We start from the raw sequence: 25,839 nt of genomic DNA, 5'->3' as shown, positions 1-25,839 counted from the left end.
AGAACCCCCGATGACCGGCATGGAAAAGACCGGCGCCGACCCCGCCGCGGAACTGAGTGAACGCGAACAGTGGCGCAATACCGTCCTCGCGGGCCTGGCCAACTACATCGACGCCGGCTCCATCGTCGCCAGCTCCATCGCGTTGGTGTTCTGGAAGGAAATGTTCGGCCTGACCGACACGTTTATCGGCATCCTGGGCGCGTTCAGCGCCAACGCGATCTCCGCTGGCGTCGGCGCCCTGGTCGGTGGCTGGCTGTGTGACCGCTTCGGCCGCAAGCGCATCTACCAGTGGGATATGGTGGTGTACGCGGTGGGGATGTCGCTGCTGGTGTTCGCCACCGCGCCGTGGATGATCGTCGTCGGCTTCATCATCGTCGGCCTGGCCGTGGGCGCAGACATCCCGGCCAGCTGGTCACTGATCGCCGAGCACGCGCCGACTGGCAAGCGCGGCAAGCACTCCGGCGTGGCGCAGTTGCTGTGGTATTTCGGCCCCGTCGTGGTGCTCGGATTGGCCTTCATTCTGAGCGATATGGATATCCTGGGCGCGCGGATCATCTTTGCCCACCTGGCCATCATCGCCATCGCGCTGACGCTGCTGCGCTCGCGTATGCGAGAGTCGGTACGCTGGGAGCAGGCGCGCGAGGAGGCCATGGTCGAGGGCCGCGCGCGGCCGAAGTTTTCCGACCTGTTCCAGCGCAAATACATCGGATCGCTGGCGGTGCTGATTGGCACCTACGGCTTCTGGAACCTGTTTGCGGGCACGAACGGCTTCTTCTTCCCGTACATCCTGCGGGTGCTGGGCGATGCCTCGCAGGCGACCTCGGTGGCGGTGCAGATCGTGCTGTTTGGCCTGGGCATCGCCTCGATCTACCTGGTGTTCATGCGCTACGCGGACAAGGTGAACCAGCGTTGGCTGTTCGCCCTGTCGTCCATCGTGCAGATCGCCGGCGTGGCGTTGCTGATCTTCCTGCCGTTCACCATACCGGTGGCGCTGCTGTACGTGATCCTGACCGGCGTGGGCGCGGGCTTCGGCGCGCAGCCGTTCTTCCAGCTGTGGAGTTCGGAGATGTTCCCGACGCTGCTGCGCAGCACCGCGCAGGGGTTCGCCTTCGCCGTGGTGCGCATCGCGCTGGGTTTCTTCAGTTTCTTCGTGCCCATGCTGACGGCCACCGGCTTCACGACGCTGGCCATCATCCTGACCGGCTTCCTGGTGATCAGCGGCCTGATCGGCACCATCTGGGGTCCCCGCAACGAGGGCAAGTCACTGGAGCAACTCGAAGCCGAACGCGGCGATTGACAGCCCGCTGCTGAGCACGATCATCTGCCCGTCACGCGTCACGCGTCACGCGTCACGCGTCACGCGTCACGCGTCACGCGTCACGCGTCACAGCGGCGCTCACCGCTCGAAGCGGTAGCGCCCCGCACCGGCCGTAATGCGCAGCAGGCCACCCTCGACTTCGTGCACCTGGAGCCCTGCTGCGGACCGCAGCGGCTGGCCGCTCTCTTGCCAGTCGAACCCTGCCGGCAATTCGATGTGCGCCGTCGTGTTGGCGGGCGTTTCCAGGTCCAGTTCGCGCAGCCCCTGGTGATCGCCGTCGACGCGCGTGGCGATGCGCCCGACCACCGAATCGTAGCGGGCGCTGACGGTGCCCACGCCGTCCAGCCAGGCGGGCCGGATGGCGATGTCACGGAAACCGGGGCTGGCCGGCGCGATGCCGCCCAGGCGGCGGTAGAAGAAGCCGACCACCGCGCCGAAGGCGTAATGGTTGTAGCTGTTCATGGCCAGGTCGCCGACGTCGCTGTTCCAGCGCTCCCACATGGTGGTGGCGCCCTTTTCCACCATGTAGCCCCATGACGGGTAGCCGGTCTGCAGCAGCAGGCCCTCGACCGTATCCCAGTGACCGGCGTCGGCCAGGACGTCGAGCAGGTAGGGCGTGCCCAGGAAGCCCGTCGACAGGTGCATGCCACGGCCGTGAATCTCGTCGGCCAGCACCTGAGCCGCGGCCGCACGCAGCGCCGCCGGCACCAGGGCGCAGTGCAGCGCCAGCACCTGGCTGGCCTGGCTGCCGTTGCCGGCCACGCCGGCGTCGTCGACCAGTTCGGCCGCGGCCGCGGCCTGGATTCTGGTCTGCAATGCTGAATACTGCTCCGCTTCAGCGGCGCGGCCAGTGACCTCGGCCATCTCCGCCATCATGCCGGCGCAGAGCGCCCAGTAGGCGGTCGCGCACAGCACGCGTGGCGTGGTCTCCTCGTCGGGGACACGGGCGTCGACGGCCAGCCAGTCGCCCAGGTCGATGCCGCGGTCATGGCGCCAGATGCCGTCCGGATTGTTGCGCGCCACGTAGTCCATCCAGCGCCGCATCGCGTCCCAGTTCTCATCGATCACCGCAGTGTCGCCGTAGCGCCACCACAGGCCGTGCGGCAGGATCACGCCGGCCTCGGACCAGCCGGCGGTGACCACTTCGGGAAAGGACTGCGGCTGCGGCACGACGATCGGGAAACCGCCATCGTCGAACTGCCCGGCGCGGACCTCGTCCATGTAGCGGCGCAGGAATGGCGCGACGTCCATGTTGAACGCGGCGGCGTCCAGGAACACCTGGATGTCACCCATCCAGCCCATGCGCTCATCACGTTGCGGGCAGTCCGTGGGCACACCGAAGAAGTTGGCGCGCTGGCTCCACAGGGCGTTGTTCCAGAAGGCCTGCAGCAGGGCGTTGTCGAACACCATCTCGCCGGTCTCCGGGCAGTCGTTGTAGACCACCATGGCGACCAGGTCCTCGGCCGTCGGTGTGCCCGGGAAACCCTCGACCTCGACATAACGGAAACCGTGGTAGGTGAAGGCGGGCTCGTAGGTTTCGCCGCCGGCGTCGCCGGCCAGCGTGTAGTGGTCGGCGGATTCCGCGTAGCGCAGGTTGGACTGGTCGGCGGTGCCGTCGGGGTTGAGCAGTTCGGCGAAGCGCAGGTGGACGGTCGTGCCCGCCGGCCCGCGGGCGCGCAGGCGGCACCAGCCGGACAGGTTCTGGCCGAAATCGAAGACGAAGCGCCCGGGCGCCGGCTCGGTCACCTCGAGCGCCTTGCGCTCGGCACGGCGCACCAGCGGCGGGCCGGCGTGCCCCGCCAGGCGGGCGCCTGGTGGGGCGCCGACCGTAGCCGGCCGCCAGCCGTCGGCGTCAAAGTCCGGCTGGTCCCAGCCGGGTTGATCGAGTTGCGCGTCGTAGCGCTCGCCGCCGTAGATGTCCGCGGTGATCACCGGCGAAGGCCCGGTCAGCCAGTCGTCGCTGCTGCATACCCAGCGGTGGCTGCCGTCGGCGAAATCCAGGCGCAGCTGCGCCAGCAGGCGGCGCGGGGCGGGGCCCAGCGAGTAGCGCTCCATGCGCCAGCCGAACGCGCTGGCGTAGAAACCATCGGCCACGGTAAAGGCCAGCGTGTTGCGGCCCAGGCGGACCTGGTCGGTCAAATCGATACAGCGATAGGGCACGTGGTCCTCGGCGACGCTGATTTCCGGCTGCAGCACGGCATCACCGGCCACCCGGCCATTGAGCCGCGCTTCGTACGCGCCCAGGGCCGTGACGTACAGTCGCGCACGGGCTACGGGCTGCTCCGTATCGAACTCCGTGCGCAGTCGAACGGCCGGCTCCGGCGGGCGTGGGTCACCCGTTGCCCGGGAGCCCGAGGCCACCGCGGCCGGCCAGTCGCTTCCGTCAAACTCGTCGTCATGCCAACGGTCCAAAGGGTCCGGCAGGACGCGCCAGTCGCCGTTGCTGACCAGGCGTTGCGTGGTGCCGTCCTGGCTACTAAGGCGCACCAGGGCGGCCATCGCGCCGCCGTCGACCGGGAAGAAGCCCTCGGTATCGGCGCTGGCCAGGATACACAGGCTGTTACGGCCCGGCCGGAAGACCGCGTCGAGGGCCCGGAGTGTGCCCCAGACATCGCCCTCGGGCAGGTCGACGGGTTCGCCGTTGACCCAGACGCCTTCCAGGTGATCCTTGGCGGTGACCAGCAGATCAGATGTCGCCAGGTCGGCCGGGGCTTCGAAGTCCAGGCGGAAGCCCTGCGGGTTAGGGTCCAGCGGGTCCTCGCTCCAGATCCACTCGAGGCCGGCCGCGCGGTCGGCGCTGGCATCCGGGTCCTCGGCCTCCAGCCAGTCAGCGATCCAGTCATCCTGGTCCAGCCCGGTTTCGAACCAGGTGGCAGGGGATCGCGTGCTCTTTCCATCGGCTTCGCGGATCTCCACGTCCCACCAGGCCCGCGTCATCGACGGCAGCGCAGGGCCGGGGCAGGCCAGGTTAAGCGTGGCATCCGATTCCACCCAGCCGCTGTCGGCGATCAGCGATTCGACGTCAGCCAGCGCTTCGGGCGACTCGGCGACCCGGATGCGGTACGCGCTTTGCCGGGTGTCCGCGGTGCCGCTTTCAATCCGCCAGGACAGGTGCGGGGCGCGGCTTTCCAGACCCAGCGGCGTGACCAGGCCGTCGGCGCGCAGGTCGGTGACGGCGAGGGAGGTGGAATTCTTTTCGGTGCTGGAACCCATTGGGGGTGAAACCTCTTCAGTATGAATTGACGATTTTTTGTGAATTTTTACTTTTGCCGAAATTGTGGCACGATTCGAAGACTGAAAACACCGGAACATCCGTGGAAGGGACCTGATGAGCCAGAGAAAACGTAATGGACGCCTGCTGGGTGAGGATCGCCGCCGCCGCATCCTGGAGTGGATGCGTGAAGAGGGCAGTGCGCGCGTCAGTGTGCTGGCCCGCGCGCTGGCCGTGTCCGAAGTCACGGTCCGCCAGGACCTTGAGAAGCTGGAGACCGACGGCCACGTCGTCCGCGTTCATGGCGGCGCCTACCTGAAATCGGTGCCGCAGCAGGTGCGTGCCATGACCCTGTTCCACGAAGAGAACAGCGAGGCGAAGGAAAAGATCGGCGCCAAGGCGGCGTCCATGGTCCACGACGGTGAAACCATCATCCTGGACTCCGGTTCCACGGGTACCGCCGTGGCCGCCGCCCTGCTGGGTCGCAGTGATGTCACGGTGATCACCAACGCGCTGAACATCGCTTTGATGCTGGGCGCGGAACCCGGCTTCGACGTGCATGTCACCGGCGGCCAGTTCAAGGCGCCGACCCTGTCGCTCAGTGGTGATCGCGCCGCAGGATTCTTCCAGGGCCTGTACGCGCAGAAGCTGTTCCTGGCCACGGCCGCCATCGACCTGACCAACGGCCTGACCTACCCGGCCCTGGGTGACATCCCGGTCAAGCGCGCGATGATCGACTCCGCCGAGGAGGTCTACCTGGTGGCCGATTCCACCAAGATCGGCCAGCGCTCGTTCTGCGTACTGGGCGGCCTGGAGAACGTCGACGCGATGATCACCGACAGCGGCATCCGTGCAGAGGACCGTAAGCGCATCGAAGCCGTCGGTGTCGAAATCATCATCGCTGACTGAGCGGTAAAGACACCGCTCCACATTAGATTCGCAGGCGCCCCCGTGCGCCGGCTCAATAACGAACGACTGCAAGGAATCCAAAGCATGAGTAATGCACAGAAATACGGTGCCGGTATCTGGCACTTCGCAACCTATGTCGACCGCTACGCCACCGATGGCTACGGCCCGCCCCGCACCCTGCTTGAGATGATCGACATGGCCGGCCAGGTGGAGGACCTGTCGGTAGTGGACATCAACTACCCGTTCGCCGACCCGTCCATCAGCCTGGACCAGGTGGAGGACGCGCTCAAGCGCAACGGCCTGGAAGTCATCGGCATCACGCCGGAGATCTACACCCGCAAGTTCGCCAAGGGCGCGTTCACCAACCCCGACGCCGGTGTGCGCCGCGCGGCCGCAGAGATGATCGACGATGCCGCCGACGTGGTGCGCCGCTTCGGCGCCAGTTACGTCAAACTGTGGCCGGGCCAGGATGGCTGGGATTACCCCTTCCAGGTGGATTACCAGCAGGTCTGGAAGCACAGCGTCGAGGGCATCGCCGAACTGGCCGAGAAGCACTCGGACCTGAAATTCGTCATCGAGTACAAGCCGCGCGAGCCGCGCGTGCACATGAGCTATGACAGCGTCGCACGCACGCTGCTGGGTATCGAGAAAATGGGCCTGCCGAATGTCGGCATCCTGCTGGACTTTGGCCACGCGCTGTACGGTGGCGAGTCGCCGGCCGACTCGGCCCAGCTGGCCATCGACTACGGCCGCCTGTTCGGCATGGACGTGAACGACAACCTGCGCGGCTGGGACGACGACCTGGTCGCCGGCACCGTGCACCCGATCGAGCTGTTCGAATTCTTCTACACGTTGCGCAAGAACAACTGGGAAGGCGTCTGGCAGCTGGACCAGTTCCCGTTCCGCGAGGACCCCATTGCTGCGGCCACCAGCGCGATCAATTTCCTAAAAACCATCGAGCGCGCACTGGACACCCTGGACTTCGCCGCGATGGCCGAGGCGCAGGCCAACCACGACGCGGTGACCGCCCTGGACATGGCCCGCGAGGCGCTGTTTACGGCCTACCGCAAGTGATGTTTGCCAGCCTGAAGCGGGTCGGCTGTCCGGCCTCGCTGCTGATACTGCTCGCGGCGTTCACCGCCACGCCGGCGCCGGCACAGGACACCGACATCGAGAAACAGCGCCTGTTCGTGCTCACGGACATCGGTGGTGATCCGGACGACAAGATGTCGTTAGTGCGGCTGCTGACCTACGCCAACCACTTCGACATCGAGGGCCTGGTGGCGACGGCCAACGCCAACGGCGTGTTCCCGGAATTCATCGCCACCTTCGTCGATGCCTACGGCCAGGTGCGCGATAACCTGGAGCTGCACGAGCCGGGCTTTCCGACCGCGCAGGCGCTGAAGGCCACCATCGCCGAGGGTCCTGCCGCCGATGGCATGCAAAGCGTTGGTGAGGGCCACGACACCAGTGGCTCGGACCTGTTGATCGCCGCCGTTGACCGCCAGGATGACCGCCCGCTGTGGGTTACCGTGTGGGGTGGCCCCGATGTGCTGGCCCAGGCGCTGTACAAAGTCCGCGCCACGCGCTCTGAAGCTGAACTGGCCGAGTTCGTGTCGAAGCTGCGCGTCTACGCGATCTCCGACCAGGACAACAGCGGGCCGTGGATCCGCAACGAGTTCCAGGACCTGTTCTACATCGTCACACCGGGCGTCAACGCCGGTGGTGGCTTCCACCACGCCACCTGGATCGCCATTGGTGGCGACAAGTTCCATGGCCGTTTCGGCGGCGCCGACTTCGAACTGGTCACCAACGAGTGGCTGGACCGGCACGTGCGCCGCAAGGGTCCGCTGGGCGCCCAGTACCCGCACTGGGAGTTCATGATGGAGGGCGACACGCCGTCGTTCCTGTACCTGGTCGACAATGGCCTGAACGCGCCCGAGCACCCCAACTGGGGCGGCTGGGGCGGTCGCTACGAGCTGTACCAGCCGCGCAAGGAAAAATGGTTCCTGGAAGAAGAGCAGCGCGCCATCTGGACCAACGTGCAGGACGAGGTGCTGGGTAACGACGGCGAATGGCACACCACCAACCACGCCACCATCTGGCGCTGGCGCGAAGCCTACCAGAACGATTTCTCGGCCCGCATGGACTGGACCATCAAGCCGTATGACGAGGCCAACCACCCGCCAGTGCCCGCGCTGGGGCACCCGGACCGGCTGACGGCGAGAAAGGGCGAGCGCGTCGACCTGAGCGCGGCTGGAACCACCGACCCGGATGGCGATGCGGTGTCCTACGAGTGGTTTGTCTACGAAGAGGCGGGCACCCGCGCGATGTCAAACTCGCGTTCCGGTTCCAAGCACGACATCCAGAACTTCGACCAGCGTGACGCCTGGCTGGAGGTCAAGACCAGCCGCGTCATGCCACCGGGCACCGGCACCATGCACGTGATCCTGGCGGTCACCGACCATGGCTCGCCACGGCTGACCCGGTATAAACGCGTCATCATCGACGTCGTCGAGTAACGCAATAAAAAAGGGGGCCGGTTGGCCCCCTTGTTCTTCTGGCTGCCAGGACCGTAATCAGTCCTTCGACTCCAGCACCGCACCGCCAAACTGCACCGGGGCGTTGAACTCTTCGGCCACGGTCAGTACGTAGTCCTGGAATTCCTCCGGGGTCTGGTTGACGACACCGTCGCTCCAGCCGGCCGCGATCAGATACTCAAATGTCCGCTCCGCGTTTGGCTCGATGCGGTAGGCGTGGTTCTCGCTGAAGCCCGGCACGTACACGTATTCCGGCGCGTAGCGCTTCGGCACCACCAGCGCCGTGCCCACGTAATCGACGAACAGGTCGTTTTCGCGCAGGCCTTCGTCATCCAGGTTGCGGATGGCCTCTGGCGCGCCGCTGATGACCACGCCGCCGTCCTGGTAGTGATGGTCCTCGCCCACGTGCTTGCGGATGCCGACGGCGAAGTCGGTGCCCGCGTTGTCCGGTTCGAAGGTCGAGTAGGTGACCCGCGAGGTCGCGAAGGAGTGGCCGGCGTAGGCCGTGTAGACCTGCTCGTACTCGTATTCGCCGGCGCCGGAGTCCCAGTTCATGGTCTTGGCCTGCACCATGGAGCGGATCGGGCCGTTGACCAGCACGGTGTAGGCGTAGCGGGAATCACCGGCGGGGCCGGCGTTGAAGCCGGTGTCGTCCGGGCCCTGCGGGGTGTAGCGCGAGCGCGACACGACATTCGGGTTGTCATCGTCCTCGAACACGCCGATGCCGCCGCCGCCGAAGGAGTTGTTCACCTGCATGATGTCCGAGCCCCAGGCCGGGTCGACCAGGCCAACGCCGTAGCCGTCCAGGTTGTCCATGTACAGGTGCTGTGACATCAGCACCGGCTCACGCTTGCCGAAGACGTCGATGTCGGTGGCGAACCACAGTTTCCAGCCGATGTTCTCCGACTCCCAGAACGGCACATTGTGGCGCACATAGGTGCCGATGCCGGCATGGGTGCGGTGCGCCTCCCATCCGTAATGCTGGTCGCCCAGGTAAAGGTACAGGTCCTTGCTCTCGCCGCCGTCCAGGTCGGTCATGAAGAACAGCTCGTCCCACAGGCCGTCCTTGTCCAGGTCGTCCAGCTGGTACGGAATCCAGCGGCCGTGGGTTTCCTTGCGGCTGGAGTGGCCACCCTGGCGGTTGAAATGCTCCGGCGTGGGCTCCGGCCGTGACTCGCCTTGCGGGTCGACCAGGGTGATCGACAGTTCGTGCACGTCCGGCAACGCGGCCAGTTGCTCACGGGTGATGATCACCGGGCTGTTCTCGCGGGCGCGGTCCAGCGGGTTGCTGATGGTCAGGCGGACACGCTGGGTGGGCGTGAAGTCGCCCTGGGTATACCAGCCGTTGGCGGTATCGTCCGCGGCCAGCGCGGTGCCGCCGATCAATGGCGCAAGGCAAAGGGGTGCAATTCGTTTCAGCACGATCAGTCTCCGTTGTCGTCTTCGAGTGTTGAAATCAGGGTGGCCAGTCGTTCCACGAACACCCGGGTGCTGTAACCCGTGACCACCTCGCGGAATTCGGGGTCGCGGGTGTCGGCATTCGGTTTGGTGACCTGGATATCGTCGGTGATCCAGGCGCCGCGGTCGTCCAGCGCGGCGATGATGGCCGCGGGGTCTTCGCCGGACAGGCGCTGGGTACGTTCGTGCTCGTGCTCGGCGGCCTGGCGTGCGACCAGCGCGGCCTGGCGGGCCGGCGCCGTGTCCAGCGACTGGATTTCGGCATAGCGGGCGCGTAGTGGTGCGACATCCACGAACGGCTCGCCATCGCCCTGGCAGGGTGCGCCGTCACAGTCCGTCTCCGACGGGTCGGTGCTCCACTTGTACAGGCCGTGACCCATGTCGTCCATGCCAGGGATACGGACGTTGTACAACGGCCGGTTGCTGCCGTGCTCCCAGTAACGGGGTCGCGGATAACGCTGCTCCGCGGACTCGCGGTTGATGCGCTCGAACCAGTCAAACGCGCTCGGTGCCGGCGCCAGGTAGCGCGCGTCGCCGGTGACCAGGTACAGGCGCTCCAGCGTGGCCAGCGCGCCCAGGCTCTCGCGCACGACATAGCCCGGCGGCTCGTGGGTGCGGGCCGCGGCGGGCGCCAGGTCAAAACCCGCCTGCTCGGGCCATGCGGCCTGGCCATCGGGGCCCTGCAGCGCGATCAGTGCGTCGCCACCGCGGCGGGCGGCTTCGAGATAGCGTGGGTCACCCAGCGTCGACCAGGCGTCCAGCAGCAGGTTGATGTTGGCGCGCATGGCGCCGTCGTTCAGCGTGTACAGGTCGGGGTAGTCGGGACGATCGTCATCCGGATCCTGGTGCAGCGGCCAGCGTTGCGGCCAGGCACCGTTGGGGTATTGAGACGCCAGCAGGAAATCCAGGGCCTCCAGCAACGGCGCGCGGTAGGCCGCTTCCAGTGTCAGGTTGTAGAACCGCAGCAAAAAGCCGGCGGCATCCTGCGAGACGCTGTCGTCGTAGGTGGCGTTGCCGTAGTAGTAGCGGTACTCCTCGTAGCCGTAGATGAAGCGCGAGGCCACGTCGCGGTACCAGTCCATCAGGCCCGGCGGGTCGAAGTCGATGAAGTAGTGCCAACCGCCCGTGGGCTGCTGGCCGTAGACGATGGCGTCGGCTGCCTTGCGGGCGACGTCCAGGTACAGCGGGTCACCGGTGGCCTCCCAGGCATCCAGCATGATGTCGCCGACGCTCTCGGTGCCGCCCTGCAGCCAGATCTGTGACGGCCGGGCCGGCACTTCGCCCCAGCGGCGGCTGAAGTCATCGCTGACCACCCAGACGTAGCCGCCGTTGAGTGACACGTTGTCGCTGAAGAACGTGGTGGCGCGTTGCATCGCGGCGCGTACTTCCTCATTCGATGGCGGGGCGGCCTGCGCCGTCGTGATGTTGCCTGCGCCGGCCGCCAGCAGAGCGGCGCAGGCCAGGGTGGTGAGCCTTTGTTTCATGAGCAGTTCCTTGTCGAGTGTTCTAGTTATGGTTTTCGAGTAGTTCATGCCAGGCCGGGTAGTCGTCGGCCAGCAATTCAGCGGGCCAGTGGCCGTGGTAGTTGTAGCCGCTGCGACGTTCATAGCCGATCTCGGAAAAGTCGTAGCGATAGACCGAATCGCGATCCAGGAACAGCGGCCGGTTGGTCTCCAGTTCGTAGAACCGGGCCCACAACAGTGGGGCATCCGGGTCGGGCGTGATGATGCGCTCCAGGCGGCCGTCGGGGTTGTGCACCAGGTCCAGGCGCTGGCCCTCGATGGCGACCTCCTGCAGCCAGGCGACACCGGCATCGACGGCCGCGATGACGTCCGGTGACGGGTCGTCGAGGCTCATCAGGAAGGCCAGGATGCCGACGGTTTCGTTACCGGACAGCGACGGCGGCTCGTAGGCCCTGGCCCAGGCCGGCGCCAGCGTGTTCTCATCATGCTGCGCGCCCCACGCGGTCAGGCGTCCGTCCTGGCGGACCTGCGTGCGCAGGATGCAATCGATGCCCCGCGCCACGGCCTCGGCGGCCTGTTGGCGACGCTTGTCGTCGACGAAGGCGTAGGGCGCTTCGCCGCTGGCGACGTCGCGAAGCAGGTTCAGCACGTTGACCATGGCATCGTCGTTGTAGGTGATACGCGAGTAGTAGCCGTCACGCAGCGGCCAGAACTGGGGCCAGCCGCCGTTGTCGTACTGGGCCGCGAACAGGTAATCCAGGCCGCGATTGAAGGCGGCGCGCCAGGCGAAGTCGCCAGTGGCGGTCGCGACGCGGGCCAGGTAGGCCATTGGCACGGTGGTCGCGTCGTTGTCCAGGCTGTTGGCACGGCCGTCGCCGGCCCTGGGCACGTCGCCCTCCGTCAACGGCGGCCGGGCCAGGTCGGTGCTTTTCGGCCAGCCGCCCTGGTAGGACTGGTAGCGAACCACCGCATCGGCGATGGCGATGGCTTCCTCGCTGCCATACCAGTCCGGGTCACGGTCCAGCAGCTCGCGGCCCCACAACCGGACCGGGCCGACGCCTGGCGTAAACGGGTCCGCCAGGTAGCCCTCGATCAGCGCCGCCATCTCGTTGTGGGTGCGCCCGGCGGACACGAAGCCGATGATGGCGACATGCTCGTTGCCGTTCATGCCATGGGTCTCGTAGCCGTGCTCGGCGCCCGTACGGCCAAAGCTGTAGAGGTCCATGTTGTGGACGTTGCCCGGCCGAAACTGGCGATGGTTTTCGTTCGGCGCGTCGTCATCCGGCGCCTTGGCGAAGAACATCACCTGGTCGACGTCCGGGTCGCCCAGGTACACCCATTCGGGCGTGAAGTCGTCCAGCTCGCCGGCTTCGGTGGGAATGCGCCTGCGGCCATCGGCGGTGACGTACCAGTCGCCCTCGGTGGCGCTGCCGCCGGCCACGGTTTCCAGCAGGAAATGGTAATCGCCGGTCGAACGCAGCACCTCGATGGCCACGCGATCGGCCAGGAAGTGGTAGCGGAACGTGAAATCGTCGTTGCTGGACTCCAGGATCACCACGTCGCCCTCGGTGATGCCATCGACGATGGTGGTGGTCGAGCCGCTGTCGCGACCGGCGTGGCCGAAATTGCCAACGCTGTTGGGAAAGCCGCGGAAGTCGCCATTGGGCCCGGGCGGAAGGTAGGACGCCACCCAGTCATTGCCGGCGCGGTCGATAAAGCTCTTGAAGCCCGAGACGCCGTTGTCCTTTTCGAAGTACACGGTGCCCACCCGCATCTCGATCTTGTAGGTGCCGACGCCGTGCCATTCGGTCTCGGTCAGCCTGACGGGCTGGGCCTGGGCATTGGCAGCGGCCAGGAGCGCGGTGATGGTGATTGCGGCGCCTGCGCGGAGGGGGAATGCGGTCATGGTTGTATCGAGCCTGCGGTTTCTATAATTTACGAATATATTTTGATTATCTTCGCATGGTTGCACCAACGTCAATGTTCATCGCTCGCAAAATCAAGCGCTTTCCGCCGGCACTCACCGCTGCTTTGTTCGCCCTGGTACTGATGGCGCCATGGTCGGGTGCATGGTCATCCGACGACCGGCCGGGGCTGGTGCTGGCCGAGTACGTCTTCGAGTCGGCGCCGTTTGAGTCCTGCCACGCGGCCACGTTGGCGGAACTGGATGACGGCACGTTGCTGACGGCCTTTTTCGGCGGCAGTTCCGAGGGTGCCGACGATGTCGAGATCTGGTCTTCGCGCAAGCCGCCGGGGGGGCGCCTGGTCCGCGCCGGTTTCCGTCGCGGACGGCGTGCAACCGGACGGCAGCCGCTCGGCCACCTGGAACCCGGTGCTGTTCCAGCCAGAAGGCGGGGACGTGGCGCTGTTCTACAAGGTCGCGCCGCGGATCGAGGCCTGGACCGCCATGGTGAAAACGTCGGCCGATGACGGACTGACCTGGAGTGAAGCGCGCGCGCTGGGTGACGGGCTGATCGGGCCGGTCAAGAACAAGCCGGTCCAGCTTGCCGATGGCACCATCGTCGCCGGGTCCAGCACCGAGGACGACGGCTGGCGCGTGCATGTCGAGCGCAGCGTTGACGGCGGGCTGACATGGCAGCGGAGTGCCTCACTCAACGACCCTGACGAGATCGGCGCCATCCAGCCAACCCTGCTCACGCACGCGGACGGGCGTATCCAGATGCTCTGCCGGACGCGTTCGGAACATGGTTTCATGGCCGAGAGCTGGTCTTCCGATGGCGGCGCCAGCTGGTCGCCGGTGACCGCGGGCGCCTTGCCCAACAACAACTCGGGCTTCGACGCCGTAACGTTGCACGATGGCCGCCAGTTGCTGGTCTATAACCACTCGACCCGCGAGCAGCCGGGCATGGGCCACAAGGGCCGGGGCATTCTCAACGTCGCGCTCAGCGACAATGGCCAGGACTGGGAGGCCGCGCTGGTGCTCGATTACATTGACGAGCCAGGCCGGCAGTTTTCCTACCCGGCGGTGATCCAGGCCCGCGATGGCCGGGTCCATATTGTCTATACCTGGCACCGTGAGCGGATCAAGCACGTGGTGCTGGACCCGGCGGCGCTCGTGACCACGCCGATGCCCGACGGCCGGTGGCCGCAGGACGGGCCGGCGGCGCTGGGCGCCTTCCTGTCCACCCGCTGACCCCGGATTTCCGCGCGAACCGGAAACCCGTAAGCTGTAGGCAGTTTTTCGGGGAGCGGAGTCTTGGCTGAATACCTGTTACTGGTTTTCATGTTCCTGTTCGCGGGCGTGGTTGCGGTGCCTATCGCGACCCGGCTGGGGCTGGGATCGGTGCTGGGATACCTGCTGGCGGGCATCGCGCTGTCGCCGTTGCTGGGCCTGCTGAAGGTCGATGTCATCACGCTGCAACATTTCGCCGAATTCGGCGTGGTAATGATGCTGTTTATCGTCGGCCTGGAGCTGGAACCGCAGCGCCTGTGGCGGCTTCGCGGGCAGTTGCTGGGCCTGGGTGGCCTGCAGGTTGTGGGCACGGCCGGCGTGGTGATGGCGGTGGCGCTGCTGTTCGAGCTGCCCTGGCAGGTCGCCCTGGCCACCGGCCTGGTGCTGGCGCTGTCGTCGACGGCCATCGTGCTGCAGACCCTGAACGAGAAGGGGCTGATGCGCAGTGATGGCGGCCGGGCCACGTTTTCCGTGCTGCTGTTCCAGGACATCGCGGTCATCCCGATGCTGGCCCTCATTCCGCTGTTGGCCCTGCCAGAGTTGATGACGGCGGCCCCGGCCGGGCACGACGACAGCGGTCATGGCTCGATGAGCCTGGTCGCCGGACTCGAGGCCTGGCAGGCCGTGGCGGTGACCGTGGGCGTGATCGCCGCGGTACTGGTGGGGGGCAGCCGCCTGACCGGACTGATGTTCAACTTCATCGCCGTCACACGCATGCGCGAATTGTTCACCGCGGCCGCGCTGATGCTGGTGGTCGGTATCGCGCTGCTGATGTCCCTGGTCGGGCTGTCGCCGGCGCTGGGGACCTTTATCGCCGGCGTGACGCTGGCCAACAGCCCGTACCGGCACGAGCTCGAGTCCGATATCGACCCGTTCAAGGGTCTGCTGCTGGGACTGTTCTTCATGACCGTCGGTGCGGGCATCGATTTCGGCCTGCTGTTCGACGAGTGGGGCCTGGTGCTGTCGCTGACGCTGGGGCTGATCGCGCTGAAGGTGATCATCCTGCTGGTGCTGGGGCGGGTGTTCGGGCTGGTGGGCGCCGACCGCTGGCTGCTGGCCCTGTCGCTGGCGCAGGCCGGTGAGTTCGGCTTCGTGCTGCTGGCGTTCTCGGTCGACAACGCGGTGTTGCCGCCCATGCTGGCCGACCAGTTGCTGCTGGTGGTGGCGCTGTCGATGCTGCTGACGCCGCTGCTGTTCATCGCCTATGACCGGTTCATCGCGCCACGATTCGCGTCACGGCAGAACCGCGAGGCGGATGATATCGACGAGACCAGCGACATCATCATCGCCGGCAATGGCCGCTTCGGCGGCATCATCAACCGCATGCTGCGTGGCATGGGCTTCCAGACCACGGTCATCGATTACAGCGCCGCGCACCTGGAAATCCTGCAGCGCTTCGGCGTCAAGGCCTACTACGGCGATGCCACGCGCCCGGATATGCTGCACGCCGCCGGTGTCGAGCATGCAAAGCTGTTCATCGTTGCTATCGATGGCCGCGAGCAGATCACCGCGCTGACCCGCTACCTGGTCGAAAACTATCCGCACCTGCATGTCATCGCCCGCGCCTGGGACCGCAACCACACCTACGAGCTGTGGTCGGTGGGCTGCCGCGACGTCATCCGCGAGACCTACGACAGCGCCATCCGCGCCGGCCGCTCGGCGCTGGAAGCGCTGGGCTTCCCTCACGACGAGGCCAGCCACCTGTCCGCCACTTTCGAGGAACTGGATCGGTCTTCCATGCAGGAAATCGCCAACCTGTACAAGATCGATGTGCCCGCGCACGAAAACCCCGAGTACGTGGCCCGCGTGAAGGAAATCAACGAGGAATGGGGCCGCCAGCTGCAGGGCAAGGTGGCCGAAGCGCGCGACCGGATGTCGACGGGCCAACCTGACTGAGGCGCCAAAAGAAAACGGGCCGCAACCTGGGGTTACGGCCCGTTTCGGAATGTGGTGGTGATGGGTGGACTTGAACCACCGACCTCAGCATTATGAGTGCCGCGCTCTAACCAGCTGAGCTACATCACCATAGGGTTTCCCGAGCCGGGAAGCACGGGGCCGGGAATTCTGCGCAAATGCCCTCTTAAAGTCAACCTTTTCCGCTTTCACTCGCTGAGTTGGTGGGCTTGCGACGTTGTTCGATATCACGCGCCTGCCTTGGCAGGCATAGAGACCAAAAAGGCTTAAAAATGTTTCTCATTGTTGACACATGCGGATAAAAGAACATAATGAGAAACACTATGCCTGCAAAGAGTCCAAAAATCTCTGCGACTAATGCAAAGGCGCTGCATGCACTTGGCGAACGCATCAGGGTGCGGCGCAAAGCGCTGAATCTGAGCGCGACGGTGGCGGCTGAGGCGGCGGGTATGTCGCGTATCACCTGGTACCGTATTGAAAAGGGTGAGCCATCGGTCACTATGGGCGCCTGGGCCAGCGCCGCGAAAGTGCTGGGGTTGAATCTTGGCCTATCGGACAACACATCGCAGTCGCGGGAAGCAAGCGGCGCCGTCGTGCCTGTCCGAATCAACCTGGCAGACTATCCCGCACTCAGGCGGCTTGCCTGGCATGTCCGCGATGGTGCCGCCGAGTTGACTGCGCGTGAAGTGCTCGACATCTTTGAGCGCAACCAGCGTCATCTGGAGCTGGGTGAGCTTTCGGCGGAGGAAGTTCAGCTGATTGATGGTCTGCGCGAACTGTTCGGCCAGGCTCACTCCGGGAATTGAGTCATGTTTGCGCGAAAGCATCACCAGGCAATCGCGCAGGTGCTCAGTGCTCTCGACGGTGACCTTCTGGCCCGGTGTCGTTGCTACTTCGGCGGAGGTACCGCCATCGCCATGCGTTATGGCGAGTTTCGCGAGTCCGTGGATATCGATTTTCTCGTGTCATCGAAACAGGGATACCGGCAACTGCGTCAACTGGCCAGTCCTGGACTGGCCAACCTGTTTGTTAGCAAGACGCATCCGTTCGGGCATATCGGGGACACGCGTGCCGACCAGTACGGTATCCGCACCATGCTGGAAGTTGTTGGCAGGCCGATCAAGTTCGAGATTGTCCTGGAAGGGCGGATTGCGCTCGAAACACAGGGATCCGAAGATTTCATTTGTGGGGTCGCCACGCTATCGCCCCTGGACATGGCCAGCAGCAAACTGTTGGCGAACTCGGATCGCTGGCTGGATGATGGCGCGTTTAACAGGGACGTGATCGACCTGGCGATGATGAACCCGGGAAAGGCACTGCTTGAAAAGGCAGTGGCTAAGTCCTCGGATGCCTACGGAGAAAGCGTCCAGGTTGATCTTGGGAAGGCGATCGACCGGTTGGAGAACCGTGACGGCTGGCTTGAGCGCTGTATGGAATCAATGGCGATCAATCTGCCGCAGGCCGTTGTGTGGAAGCACCTGCGACAGCTGAAAATGTGGGGTCAGAGTAAGGGGTCAGAGTAAGGGGTCAGAGTAAGGGGTCAGAGTAAGGGGTCAGAGTCACGACTCTGACCCCTTACTCTGACCCCAAAGCTTCAGGCGTCGAATCGGTAGCCGTAGGCGGCCTGGAAGCGTTCGGCGATTTCATCTTTCGTCGGCTCGTGGTGCTGCGGCGCCAGGTGTTCGATCTTGATCGCGCCCATGACCGAGCCCAGGCGGCAGGCGGTGGCCAGGTCCTTGCCTTCGAGGATGCCGTGGATGAAGCCGGCGCGGTAGGCGTCGCCGCAGCCCGTCGGGTCCTTGATCTCGCTGGCCGGTGCGGGCTCGATGACCAGGGTGTTGCCGCCTTCATGCAGCACTGAACCCTCGCCGCCGCGGGTGACCACCAGGGCCTTCACCTGGCCGGCGATCTCGCTTTCAGACAGGCCGGTGCGGTTCGACAGCAGCTTGAACTCGTAATCATTGGTGATGATCCAGTCGGCATTGGCGACAAACTCGCGCAGTTCTACGCCATTGAACTGCGGCATGGCCTGGCCCGGGTCGAAGATGTGCGGAATGCCGGCGGCCGGGAAATCGCGACTGTGCTGCAGCATGGCCTGCTTGCTGTCCGGCCCGACGATGCCAATGCGGATGCCATCGCTGTCGGCGACCTTGTTCAGGTGGCTGTGGGCCATGGCGCCGGGGTGGAAGGCGGTGATCTGGTTGTCTTCCAGGTCGGTGGTGATAAACGCCTGCGGTGTGAACTCACCTTCCATGTGGCGGATGTAGCGCGTCGAGATGCCCAGCTTGTCGAGCCGGCCCATGTACGGCCCGAAATCATCGCCCACCGTACCCATGGGGTAGGGTTTGCCGCCCAACAGTTTCAGGTTGTAGGCGATGTTGCCCGCCACGCCGCCGAACTCCCGCCGCAGCTGTGGAACCAGGAAGCTGACGTTAAGGATGTGCATCTGTTCGGGGAGGATGTGGTCGCGGAATTTTTCCGGGAAGACCATGATGGTGTCGTAGGCGAGCGAGCCGCAGATCAGCGCTGACATGAATTCTCTCTAAAAATGGGCCGAGTGGCGAATTGTAGCGGAATACGACAGTGCCGTTCGGCGCGTCTAAAAACCGCATGAACAAAGGGTTTGCGGCAGGGCGCCAGCTTGCCGGAAAAGGGCCGTGCTGATACCCTAGCCCACCCCCTGCGACGGTTTCTCCCCCCGGGACACATATAATGGTATTCAAAAGTCTCCGTGGTCTGTTTTCCAACGACCTTTCGATCGATCTTGGCACCGCCAATACGCTGGTGTACGTACGTGGCCAGGGCATTGTCCTGGACGAGCCGTCGGTGGTGGCGGTGCGCATGGACCGTGGCCCCGGTGGCCCGCAGTCCGTGGCCGCGGTGGGCGCTGCCGCCAAGAAAATGCTGGGCCGCACACCCGGCAACATCCGTACCGTTCGACCCCTGAAAGACGGCGTCATCGCCGACTTCAACATGACCGAGGCCATGCTGCAGCACTTCATCAAGAAGGTGCATGAATCGCGTTTCCTGCGGCCCAGTCCGCGCGTGCTGGTGTGCGTGCCGTGCTCGTCCACGCAGGTGGAGCGCAAGGCCATCAAGGAATCCGCCGAAGGCGCCGGCGCGCGCGAGGTCTACCTGGTCGAAGAGCCCATGGCAGCGGCCATCGGTGCCGGTATCCCGGTGCACGAGGCGCGTGGCGCCATGGTGCTCGACATCGGCGGCGGTACCTCGGAAGTGGCCGTGATTTCCCTCAACGGCCTGGTTTACTCGAACTCCGTGCGTGTGGGTGGCGACCAGTGCGACGAGGCGATCGTCAACTTCGTCCGCCGCAATTACGGCACGCTGATTGGTGAGACCACGGCCGAGCAGATCAAGATCGAGATCGGCTGCGCCTGGCCGGATGACGAGCCCACGGAGCTGACCGTGTCTGGCCGCAACCTGGCCGAAGGTGTGCCGCGCCGCATCACCATCAATTCCAATGAAGTGCTCGAGGCGCTGAGCGAAAGCCTGTCCAGCATGGTCGAGGCGGTCAAGGTGGCACTGGAACTGACGCCGCCGGAACTGTGCGCCGACGTGGTCGAGACCGGCATCGTGCTCACCGGCGGTGGCGCGCTGCTGCGCGGCATGGACAAACTGCTCAGCGAAGAAACCGGCCTGCCCGTGTTCCTGGCCGATGATCCCCTGACCTGTGTCGCCCGTGGTGGCGGCAAGGCGCTGGAGATGATCGACCAGAATCGCGGAGATTTCTTTGCCATCACCTGATCCCGCCTGAACCGCCCCGGTGCGAATCGATAACCCCGACGTCAACCGCGGTACCGGCCAGGGGCGGCTCAGCACTCCCCGCCTGATGCTCTACCTGTTGCTGTCCGTGTTGTTGATGGCGATGGACCAGAGTGGCCGCTTTATCCCCCGGATCAGGGCGGCGCTGGACTACGCGGTCGAGCCCGTCTACCTGCTTGCTGAGCTGCCGGCGCGCGCGCTGCGCGGTGTTGCCGGCTACTCCCGTTCATGGTCGCGACTGGCCGCGGAAAACGAGCGACTGGAAAGCCAGGTGCTCGGCCAGTCGGCTCAGATGCTGCAGATGGCTGCCCTGGTCGAGGAAAACCAGCGCCTGCGCGACCTGCTGCGGGCCACCGAGGGGCGGCAACTCGATTTTCGTTTCGCCGAACTGATATCCGTGAGCCTGGATCCCTATGCCCACCAGGTGGTGATCGACCGGGGCCAGGTCGATGGCGTTTCTGTCGGCCAGGCCGTGATCGATGGCCTGGGCGTGATGGGGCAGGTCGAATCCATCCAGTGGGGCCAGTCCCGGGTGCGGCTGATCTCCGATCCCGAGCACGCGCTCCCTGTGCAGATCCTTCGCACCGGCCAGCGCACCGTGGCCTACGGCACGGGCGACCCGGCGCGGCTGCGCCTGCCCAACCTGCCCATACAGGCCGATGTCCGGCCCGACGACATGCTGGTGACCTCCGGCCTGGGCGACCGCTTTCCCGCCGGATTCCCGGTCGCCGTGATTTCCGCGATCGACCGCGACACCGATGGTGCATTCGCGATGGTCGAGGCGCGCCCAACCGCGGCGCTGGATCGTGGTCGCGAAGTGCTGCTGGTGATCGCGCCCGAAGCCACTGAGGATGTCCAGTGATCCGCGGACAGGACAGCGCCCGCCTGCTGGCCCTGGCCCTGGCGATCGCCATGGTGCTGACGCTGCTGCCGTTGGCGCCGGCGGTGGAACCGTTGCGCCCCTACTGGGTGGCGCTGGTGTTGATCTACTGGAGCCTGGAGGTACCACGGCCCGTAAGCCTGGGCGCGGCCTTCGCCATCGGCCTGCTGCTGGACTTGCTAAGCGCCAGCCTGATGGGCATGCACGCGCTCAGCCTGGTTGTCATTGTTTACCTGGTCCGCCATTTCCGCGCGCGGATGCGCTTCTTTCCGCCCTGGCAGCAGGCGCTGGCGGTGCTGGCGCTGCTGGTCAATGACCGCATCATCCTGCTGTGGATCACCGCGCTGCTGGGTGAGCCCGTGCCGACCTGGCACTACTGGCTCGCGCCGTTGGTGGGCATGGCCATCTGGCCGTGGTTGTTCCTGGTGATGGATTTCATGAGACTGCGGCGTCGCCAGTCCCGGCACCCGTGAACGCCACGCCACTCAACCGGCCGCTGAAGGATGATGCCGCCGAGGCCTCGGTGTTCCGTGGCCGCGCCATCGTCGGTTTTATCGGCATCCTGGTGCTCACCACGGCGTTGCTGTCGCGCTACCTGTGGCTGCAGGTCATTCATCACCAGGATTTCACCACGCGCTCCGAGTCCAACCGCGTACAGGTGCGGACGGTGGCGCCCACCCGTGGACTGATCTACGACCGCCGCGGCCGCCCCGTGGCCGAGAACCGCCCGGCGTTCCGCCTGCAGTTGATCCCGGAAAAGGTGGGCGACCTGGAAGCCACGCTGGACGCATTGGCCGAGCTGGTGGAAATCGACGAGGAAGACCGTGCCCGCTTTCATCGTGCCCGCGGCCGTTACCGCGAGTTCGAGAGCGTGCCGCTGCGGTTTGCGCTCGACGAGGCGGAAATGGCCCGCTTCGCGGTCAATCGGCACCGGTTCGAGGGCGTCGAGGCCGTGCCCTACCTGTCCCGGCACTATCCCTACGGGGAGCTGCTGACCCACGTGCTGGGCTACGTCGGTCGTGTCGATGAGCGCGACCTGGCCAATGTCGATGTGGATGAGTATCGCGGCACCACCCACATCGGCAAGCTTGGTGTCGAGCGCTCGTGGGAAGGCGTGCTGCATGGTCACTCAGGCATGGAAAAGGTCGAAACCAACGCCGTTGGCCGCGTGCTGGACGTGCTCGAGCGCGAGGCGCCGGTGCCGGGCAGCGACCTGGTGCTGTCCATCGATATCGAGGTCCAGCGCGCCGCATGGGAGGCGCTGGGTGACCAGCCGGGTGCCGTGGTGGCCATCGACCCGCGCGACGGCGCGGTGATCGCGATGGTCAGCAAGCCGGCGTTCGATCCCAACCTGTTCGTCGACGGCATTCGCCAGGCCAGCTACGAGGCGATTCTCGCGCAGCCCGGTAAACCCTTGTTCAACCGCGCGCTGTCGGGTGGGTATGAGCCCGGCTCAACGCTGAAGCCATTCGTTGGCCTGGCCGGGCTGGAGCTGGGTGTCTATGGGCGCGAGCACCGCGTTTTTTCCAGCGGCGCCTATCGCCTGCCCAACTACGACCGTCCGTACCGTGACTGGAAACGCGGCGGTCATGGCTGGGTGGATATCCGCGGTGCGCTGGAAGAGTCGGTGAATACCTATTTCTACGACATGGCCGTGACCATGGGTATCGATGCCATGCACGACTACCTGGCGCAGTTCGGTTTCGGCCAGGCGACCGGGATCGACCTGCCGGGCGAGACCAGCGGCGTGCTGCCGTCAAGGGACTGGAAGCGCGGCCGTTACAACGAACCCTGGTACCCCGGTGAGACGGTCATTGCCGGCATCGGCCAGGGCTTCAATGTGACCTCGCCGTTGCAACTGTCGAATGCCGTGGCGGCGCTGGTCAATGGTGGCCAGCGCTGGGAACCCCGGGTGGTGTTTGCGGCCAAGCATGCCGACGATGATGAGGTGGAAGAGATCCGTGCGCCGCTGGCCTACGAGATTCCAGTGGTCAACGAGGGCAACTGGGAGTGGGTCCGGGAAGGCATGCGCCGGGTGGTGAACGGTACGCGTGGCACGGCGCGGGAGATCGGTGTCGACGCACCCTGGGAAATCGCCGGCAAGACCGGCACCGCGCAGGTCTTCACTCTGGCGCGCGGCCAGGAGTATGACAATGAGACCGTGGCCGCCGCGTTGCGGCACCACGCGCTGTTCGTCGCCTTTGCACCCTACGATTCGCCGCGCATCGCCGTGGCCGTGGTCGCCGAGCATGGTGGCGCCGGTTCGCTGGTGGCGGCACCCATGGCGCGCACGGTCATCGACGCCTGGCTGTCACAGGAAGCACTGCCATGAGGTGGTCTTTACCCGGCCTGTTCGGCCTGCCGCGGCTGGACCTGCCCTTGCTGCTGGCCCTGCTGACGGTCATGGGCGGTGGCCTGTTCGTGCTCTACAGCGCATCCGGTGAAGACCTGGGGCTGGTGTACCGGCAGGCGCTGCGGCTGGGTGTCGGTATCGCCATCCTGTTGGCAATCAGCCAGGTGCCGCCGCATGTACTGCGGCGATGGACGCCGTGGCTGTACGCGCTTGGGTTGGTCATGGTGGCCGCGACTGCCTGGCTGGGTGTGGGCCAGGGCGCTCAGCGATGGCTGGACTTTGGCGTGGTCCGGTTCCAGCCCTCGGAAATCATGAAGCTGGCCGTGCCAATGATGGTGGCCTGGTACCTGCACCCCCGGGTGCTGCCGCCCGGGTTTAAGGATGGCGCGATCGCCGGCGCGATCCTGGTCGTTCCCGCGCTGCTGATCGCGCGTCAGCCAGACCTGGGTACCGCGTTGCTGGTGGGCGTTAGCGGTTGTTTCACGCTGTTCCTGGCCGGCCTGCGATGGCGCGTGATCCTTGGCCTGGGCGCCACCGCCCTGGCCGCATTGCCGGCGCTGTGGCTGGTCATGCACGAGTACCAGCGCAACCGGGTCAGGACCTTCCTCAACCCGGAGTCCGACCCTTTGGGGCAGGGCTGGAATATCATCCAGTCGAAAATCGCCGTGGGTTCCGGCGGCCTGGCGGGCAAGGGCTGGCTGAACGGTACGCAGTCGCGACTGGAGTTCATCCCTGAGCGACACACGGATTTCATCCTCGCGGTACTGGCCGAGGAGTTTGGCCTGGTCGGTGTCATCGCGCTGATGGCGCTGTACCTGTACATTGCCGGGCGTGGCCTGTATATCGCCAGCGTGGGCCGTGACACGTGGTCGCGGCTGGTCGCCGGCAGCCTGGCCATGACACTTTTTGTCTATGTGCTGGTCAATGGGGGCATGGTTTCCGGCGTTCTGCCCGTCGTGGGTGTGCCGTTGCCGCTGATCAGTTACGGTGGCACGTCGGCGGTGACCTTGCTGGCCGGCTTTGGCATCATGATGTCCGTTTACGGGCACAGGAAATTTACCCGATGACACGAACACCCTTGCTATTCCTGCTGGTTTCCCTGGCCCCCATGGCGGTCGCGGAGACCCATCCGGGCGAAGACGCCTTTATCGAAAAGGCCGTCGCCGAGCATGGGCTGGATGCGGCCTCCGTGCGCGCCCTGCTGGGTGGCGCCGAGTTCAAGCAATCGATCGCCGACGCCATCGCCCGGCCGGCGGAAGGCAAGCCGTGGTACGACTACCGGCCGATTTTCATCACCGACCAGCGCATCGCCGAGGGCGTGGCGTTCTGGCGCGAGAACGAGGCGCTGATCAACCAGGTGTCGGAGCAGTTCGGCGTGGACCCGCAGTTCATCGTTTCGATTATCGGTGTGGAAACGTTCTATGGGCGCATCACCGGTAATTACCGCGTACTGGACTCGCTGGCGACGCTGTCATTTCATTACCCCAGCGACCGCACCCGTGACCGCTCCGAATTCTTTTCCTCCGAGCTGATGAACTACCTGCTGCTGGGCAGCGAGGAAGAGCTGCCGCTGGAAGAGGTCACCGGTTCCTACGCCGGCGCCATGGGCATGGGGCAGTTCATGCCCTCCAGCTACCGCGCCTACGCCGTTGATTTTGACGACGATGGTCGCCGTGACCTGTGGCGCTCGCGCCCGGATGCCATCGCCAGTGTCGCCAACTACCTGGCCGAGCACGGCTGGGAGGCCGGCGGCCCCGTGGCGCGCCGAGCGAAAGCCGGCGAGGGCGCCGACTTCAGCCTGCTCAAGGCCGGCTACAAGCCGGAGCTGACGGTGCTGGACCTGCACGAGAAGGGCTACCGCAGCGCCACCGACCTGGACCCGGAGCGCGAGGCGGCGCTGGTCAGCCTGGAGCAGCAGGACCGGGATGAATACTGGATGGTGTTCCACAATTTCTACGTCATCACCCGCTACAACCGCAGCAAGATGTACGCGATGGCCGTCTACCAGCTCAGCGAAGCGCTGCGTGAAGGCATGGCGCCGTGATGCACGCCTGGCGGGTACTCACCATCACCCTGCTGGTCGCCCTCGTGGCGGCCTGTGCCAGCCGCGACAAGGCGCCTTCCAGGCCGGACCGCGACGGCGCGCCGGGCAAACGTATCCACGCCTCCGATGTCAAAGACGCGGTGCCGGAGCCAGAGCCCAGGGCGCGGTACGGCAACGGGCCCACCTACGAGGTCTGGGGCAGGACCTACACGGTCATGCCCAGCGCTTCGGGTTATCGTGAGCGTGGCGTGGCGTCCTGGTACGGCACCAAGTTCCATGGCCGGCCGACTTCGAGCGGCGAGCCGTATGACCTGTACAAGGCCACGGCCGCCCACCGTAGCCTGCCGCTGCCGACCTACGCCGAGGTCACCAACCTGGACAACGGCAAGAAGGTAATCGTCAAGATCAATGACCGCGGGCCGTTTCATTCGGACCGGATTATCGACCTGTCCTACGGTGCCGCGCTACGGCTGGGCTACGTCGACCAGGGCACCGCCCGGGTCGAAGTGCGCGCCATCACCTTCGATGACCGCCGTGCCGACCGCAAGCTGCCGGACGATACCTACCTGCAGGCCGGCGCGTTCAAGAGCAAGGATTCCGCCCGGTCACTGGAAAAGGCGCTGGAGAAGGGGCGGGTGAAAAAGGTCGACGTGGACCGCGATAGCGGGTACTACAAAGTCTTTATCGGGCCGTTCAGGCAACTGGTCGATCTGGAGGACACGGCGGCGCGTGTCGTTGAACTGGGCTACGAACGCCCACATACAGTGAGGCGATGA

Annotated in this window: 20 protein-coding genes and 1 tRNA gene; 15 read left to right on the top strand and 6 right to left on the bottom strand. The window is 65.4% G+C overall.

Annotated elements, in window-relative coordinates:
• Positions 1-10 precede the first annotated feature (10 nt).
• Positions 11-1,297, top strand: a complete 1,287-nt coding sequence (locus tag F3N42_RS11865; protein WP_150864670.1) for an MFS transporter — start codon at positions 11-13, stop codon at positions 1,295-1,297.
• A gap of 99 nt (positions 1,298-1,396) precedes the next feature.
• On the opposite strand, the gene F3N42_RS11860 is transcribed toward F3N42_RS11865, so the two are convergent.
• Positions 1,397-4,531 carry an alpha-L-rhamnosidase gene (locus tag F3N42_RS11860; RefSeq protein ID WP_150864669.1) on the bottom strand — a complete coding sequence of 1,045 codons (3,135 nt, stop codon included), beginning with the start codon at positions 4,529-4,531 and terminating at the stop codon, positions 1,397-1,399.
• Positions 4,532-4,646: 115 nt separating this feature from the next.
• Here F3N42_RS11860 and F3N42_RS11855 point away from each other — a divergent pair, with 115 nt between their 5' ends.
• The 3 genes from F3N42_RS11855 to F3N42_RS11845 all read left to right on the top strand — a co-directional run bounded on the left by F3N42_RS11855 (position 4,647) and on the right by F3N42_RS11845 (position 7,960).
• Positions 4,647-5,438 (top strand): DeoR/GlpR family DNA-binding transcription regulator, encoded by a 792-nt coding sequence (locus tag F3N42_RS11855; protein ID WP_191621376.1) that lies wholly within the window; start codon positions 4,647-4,649, stop codon positions 5,436-5,438.
• 84 nt (positions 5,439-5,522) lie between these two features.
• Complete coding sequence (locus F3N42_RS11850; protein ID WP_150864668.1) at positions 5,523-6,512, top strand: sugar phosphate isomerase/epimerase family protein; 990 nt, start codon at positions 5,523-5,525, stop codon at positions 6,510-6,512.
• Positions 6,512-7,960: a nucleoside hydrolase-like domain-containing protein gene (locus F3N42_RS11845; RefSeq protein ID WP_150864667.1), complete on the top strand. Its 1,449-nt coding sequence runs from the start codon at positions 6,512-6,514 to the stop codon at positions 7,958-7,960. Before F3N42_RS11850 ends, F3N42_RS11845 begins: the two co-directional genes overlap by 1 nt.
• Before the next feature lie 57 nt (positions 7,961-8,017).
• Here F3N42_RS11845 and F3N42_RS11840 read toward each other — a convergent pair whose 3' ends face one another.
• The 3 genes from F3N42_RS11840 to pelA are packed head-to-tail and all read right to left on the bottom strand — an operon-like array spanning position 8,018 to position 12,805.
• Positions 8,018-9,400 (bottom strand): DUF4861 family protein, encoded by a 1,383-nt coding sequence (locus F3N42_RS11840; RefSeq protein WP_191621375.1) that lies wholly within the window; start codon positions 9,398-9,400, stop codon positions 8,018-8,020.
• A gap of 2 nt (positions 9,401-9,402) precedes the next feature.
• A complete protein-coding gene (locus tag F3N42_RS11835) occupies positions 9,403-10,920 on the bottom strand; it encodes a pectate lyase (protein ID WP_191621374.1) in 1,518 nt (505 codons plus the stop codon).
• Between the two features lie 22 nt (positions 10,921-10,942).
• A complete protein-coding gene (gene pelA / locus F3N42_RS15785) occupies positions 10,943-12,805 on the bottom strand; it encodes a pectate lyase (RefSeq protein ID WP_224784887.1) in 1,863 nt (620 codons plus the stop codon).
• Positions 12,806-13,192: 387 nt separating this feature from the next.
• On the opposite strand from pelA, the gene F3N42_RS11825 reads away from it, so the two are divergent.
• Positions 13,193-14,053, top strand: coding sequence for a sialidase family protein (locus F3N42_RS11825; protein ID WP_263595896.1), 861 nt, complete (start codon positions 13,193-13,195; stop codon positions 14,051-14,053).
• Positions 14,054-14,116: 63 nt separating this feature from the next.
• Entirely contained in the window at positions 14,117-15,988 is a 1,872-nt protein-coding gene (locus F3N42_RS11820) for a cation:proton antiporter domain-containing protein (protein WP_150864664.1), read from the top strand.
• Positions 15,989-16,040: 52 nt separating this feature from the next.
• On the opposite strand, the gene F3N42_RS11815 is transcribed toward F3N42_RS11820, so the two are convergent.
• Positions 16,041-16,117 (bottom strand) — tRNA-Met (locus F3N42_RS11815).
• Between the two features lie 212 nt (positions 16,118-16,329).
• Between F3N42_RS11815 and F3N42_RS11810 the strand changes: the two genes are divergently transcribed.
• Positions 16,330-16,812 (top strand): helix-turn-helix domain-containing protein, encoded by a 483-nt coding sequence (locus F3N42_RS11810; protein ID WP_224784884.1) that lies wholly within the window; start codon positions 16,330-16,332, stop codon positions 16,810-16,812.
• 3 nt (positions 16,813-16,815) lie between these two features.
• Positions 16,816-17,529 (top strand): nucleotidyl transferase AbiEii/AbiGii toxin family protein, encoded by a 714-nt coding sequence (locus F3N42_RS11805; RefSeq protein ID WP_150864662.1) that lies wholly within the window; start codon positions 16,816-16,818, stop codon positions 17,527-17,529.
• A gap of 71 nt (positions 17,530-17,600) precedes the next feature.
• Here F3N42_RS11805 and F3N42_RS11800 read toward each other — a convergent pair whose 3' ends face one another.
• On the bottom strand, positions 17,601-18,539 hold the full coding sequence (locus F3N42_RS11800; protein ID WP_150864661.1) for a carbohydrate kinase family protein: 939 nt from the start codon (positions 18,537-18,539) through the stop codon (positions 17,601-17,603).
• Between the two features lie 179 nt (positions 18,540-18,718).
• Between F3N42_RS11800 and F3N42_RS11795 the strand changes: the two genes are divergently transcribed.
• The 7 genes from F3N42_RS11795 to F3N42_RS15865 are packed head-to-tail and all read left to right on the top strand — an operon-like array spanning position 18,719 to position 25,839.
• Complete coding sequence (locus F3N42_RS11795; protein ID WP_150864660.1) at positions 18,719-19,768, top strand: rod shape-determining protein; 1,050 nt, start codon at positions 18,719-18,721, stop codon at positions 19,766-19,768.
• Between the two features lie 19 nt (positions 19,769-19,787).
• Positions 19,788-20,648, top strand: coding sequence for a rod shape-determining protein MreC (gene mreC / locus F3N42_RS11790; protein WP_150864659.1), 861 nt, complete (start codon positions 19,788-19,790; stop codon positions 20,646-20,648).
• Positions 20,645-21,139, top strand: a complete 495-nt coding sequence (gene mreD / locus F3N42_RS11785) for a rod shape-determining protein MreD (protein WP_150864658.1) — start codon at positions 20,645-20,647, stop codon at positions 21,137-21,139. Before mreC ends, mreD begins: the two co-directional genes overlap by 4 nt.
• A complete protein-coding gene (mrdA, locus tag F3N42_RS11780; protein ID WP_150864657.1) occupies positions 21,136-22,998 on the top strand; it encodes a penicillin-binding protein 2 in 1,863 nt (620 codons plus the stop codon). Before mreD ends, mrdA begins: the two co-directional genes overlap by 4 nt.
• Positions 22,995-24,086 (top strand): rod shape-determining protein RodA, encoded by a 1,092-nt coding sequence (gene rodA / locus F3N42_RS11775; RefSeq protein WP_150864656.1) that lies wholly within the window; start codon positions 22,995-22,997, stop codon positions 24,084-24,086. Before mrdA ends, rodA begins: the two co-directional genes overlap by 4 nt.
• Complete coding sequence (gene mltB / locus F3N42_RS11770) at positions 24,083-25,063, top strand: lytic murein transglycosylase B (protein WP_150864655.1); 981 nt, start codon at positions 24,083-24,085, stop codon at positions 25,061-25,063. The genes rodA and mltB overlap by 4 nt, the downstream gene beginning before the upstream one ends.
• Complete coding sequence (locus F3N42_RS15865; RefSeq protein ID WP_191621380.1) at positions 25,063-25,839, top strand: septal ring lytic transglycosylase RlpA family protein; 777 nt, start codon at positions 25,063-25,065, stop codon at positions 25,837-25,839. The genes mltB and F3N42_RS15865 overlap by 1 nt, the downstream gene beginning before the upstream one ends.

The sequence above is a fragment of the Marinihelvus fidelis genome, from assembly GCF_008725655.1.
Lineage (GTDB): Bacteria > Pseudomonadota > Gammaproteobacteria > Xanthomonadales > SZUA-36 > Marinihelvus > Marinihelvus fidelis.
This window is presented reverse-complemented; position numbering and strand designations above follow the sequence as displayed.

Coding starts and splice junctions, on each gene's coding strand:
- F3N42_RS11835 (WP_191621374.1), bottom strand. CDS start 10,920: ATGAAACAAAGGCTCACCACCCTGGCCTGCGCCGCTCTGCTGGCGGCC.
- pelA (WP_224784887.1), bottom strand. CDS start 12,805: ATGACCGCATTCCCCCTCCGCGCAGGCGCCGCAATCACCATCACCGCG.
- F3N42_RS11845 (WP_150864667.1), top strand. CDS start 6,512: ATGTTTGCCAGCCTGAAGCGGGTCGGCTGTCCGGCCTCGCTGCTGATA.
- F3N42_RS11865 (WP_150864670.1), top strand. CDS start 11: ATGACCGGCATGGAAAAGACCGGCGCCGACCCCGCCGCGGAACTGAGT.
- rodA (WP_150864656.1), top strand. CDS start 22,995: ATGAGGTGGTCTTTACCCGGCCTGTTCGGCCTGCCGCGGCTGGACCTG.
- F3N42_RS11850 (WP_150864668.1), top strand. CDS start 5,523: ATGAGTAATGCACAGAAATACGGTGCCGGTATCTGGCACTTCGCAACC.
- F3N42_RS11855 (WP_191621376.1), top strand. CDS start 4,647: ATGAGCCAGAGAAAACGTAATGGACGCCTGCTGGGTGAGGATCGCCGC.
- F3N42_RS11805 (WP_150864662.1), top strand. CDS start 16,816: ATGTTTGCGCGAAAGCATCACCAGGCAATCGCGCAGGTGCTCAGTGCT.
- F3N42_RS11810 (WP_224784884.1), top strand. CDS start 16,330: ATGCCTGCAAAGAGTCCAAAAATCTCTGCGACTAATGCAAAGGCGCTG.
- F3N42_RS11860 (WP_150864669.1), bottom strand. CDS start 4,531: ATGGGTTCCAGCACCGAAAAGAATTCCACCTCCCTCGCCGTCACCGAC.
- mltB (WP_150864655.1), top strand. CDS start 24,083: ATGACACGAACACCCTTGCTATTCCTGCTGGTTTCCCTGGCCCCCATG.
- F3N42_RS11795 (WP_150864660.1), top strand. CDS start 18,719: ATGGTATTCAAAAGTCTCCGTGGTCTGTTTTCCAACGACCTTTCGATC.
- F3N42_RS11800 (WP_150864661.1), bottom strand. CDS start 18,539: ATGTCAGCGCTGATCTGCGGCTCGCTCGCCTACGACACCATCATGGTC.
- F3N42_RS15865 (WP_191621380.1), top strand. CDS start 25,063: ATGCACGCCTGGCGGGTACTCACCATCACCCTGCTGGTCGCCCTCGTG.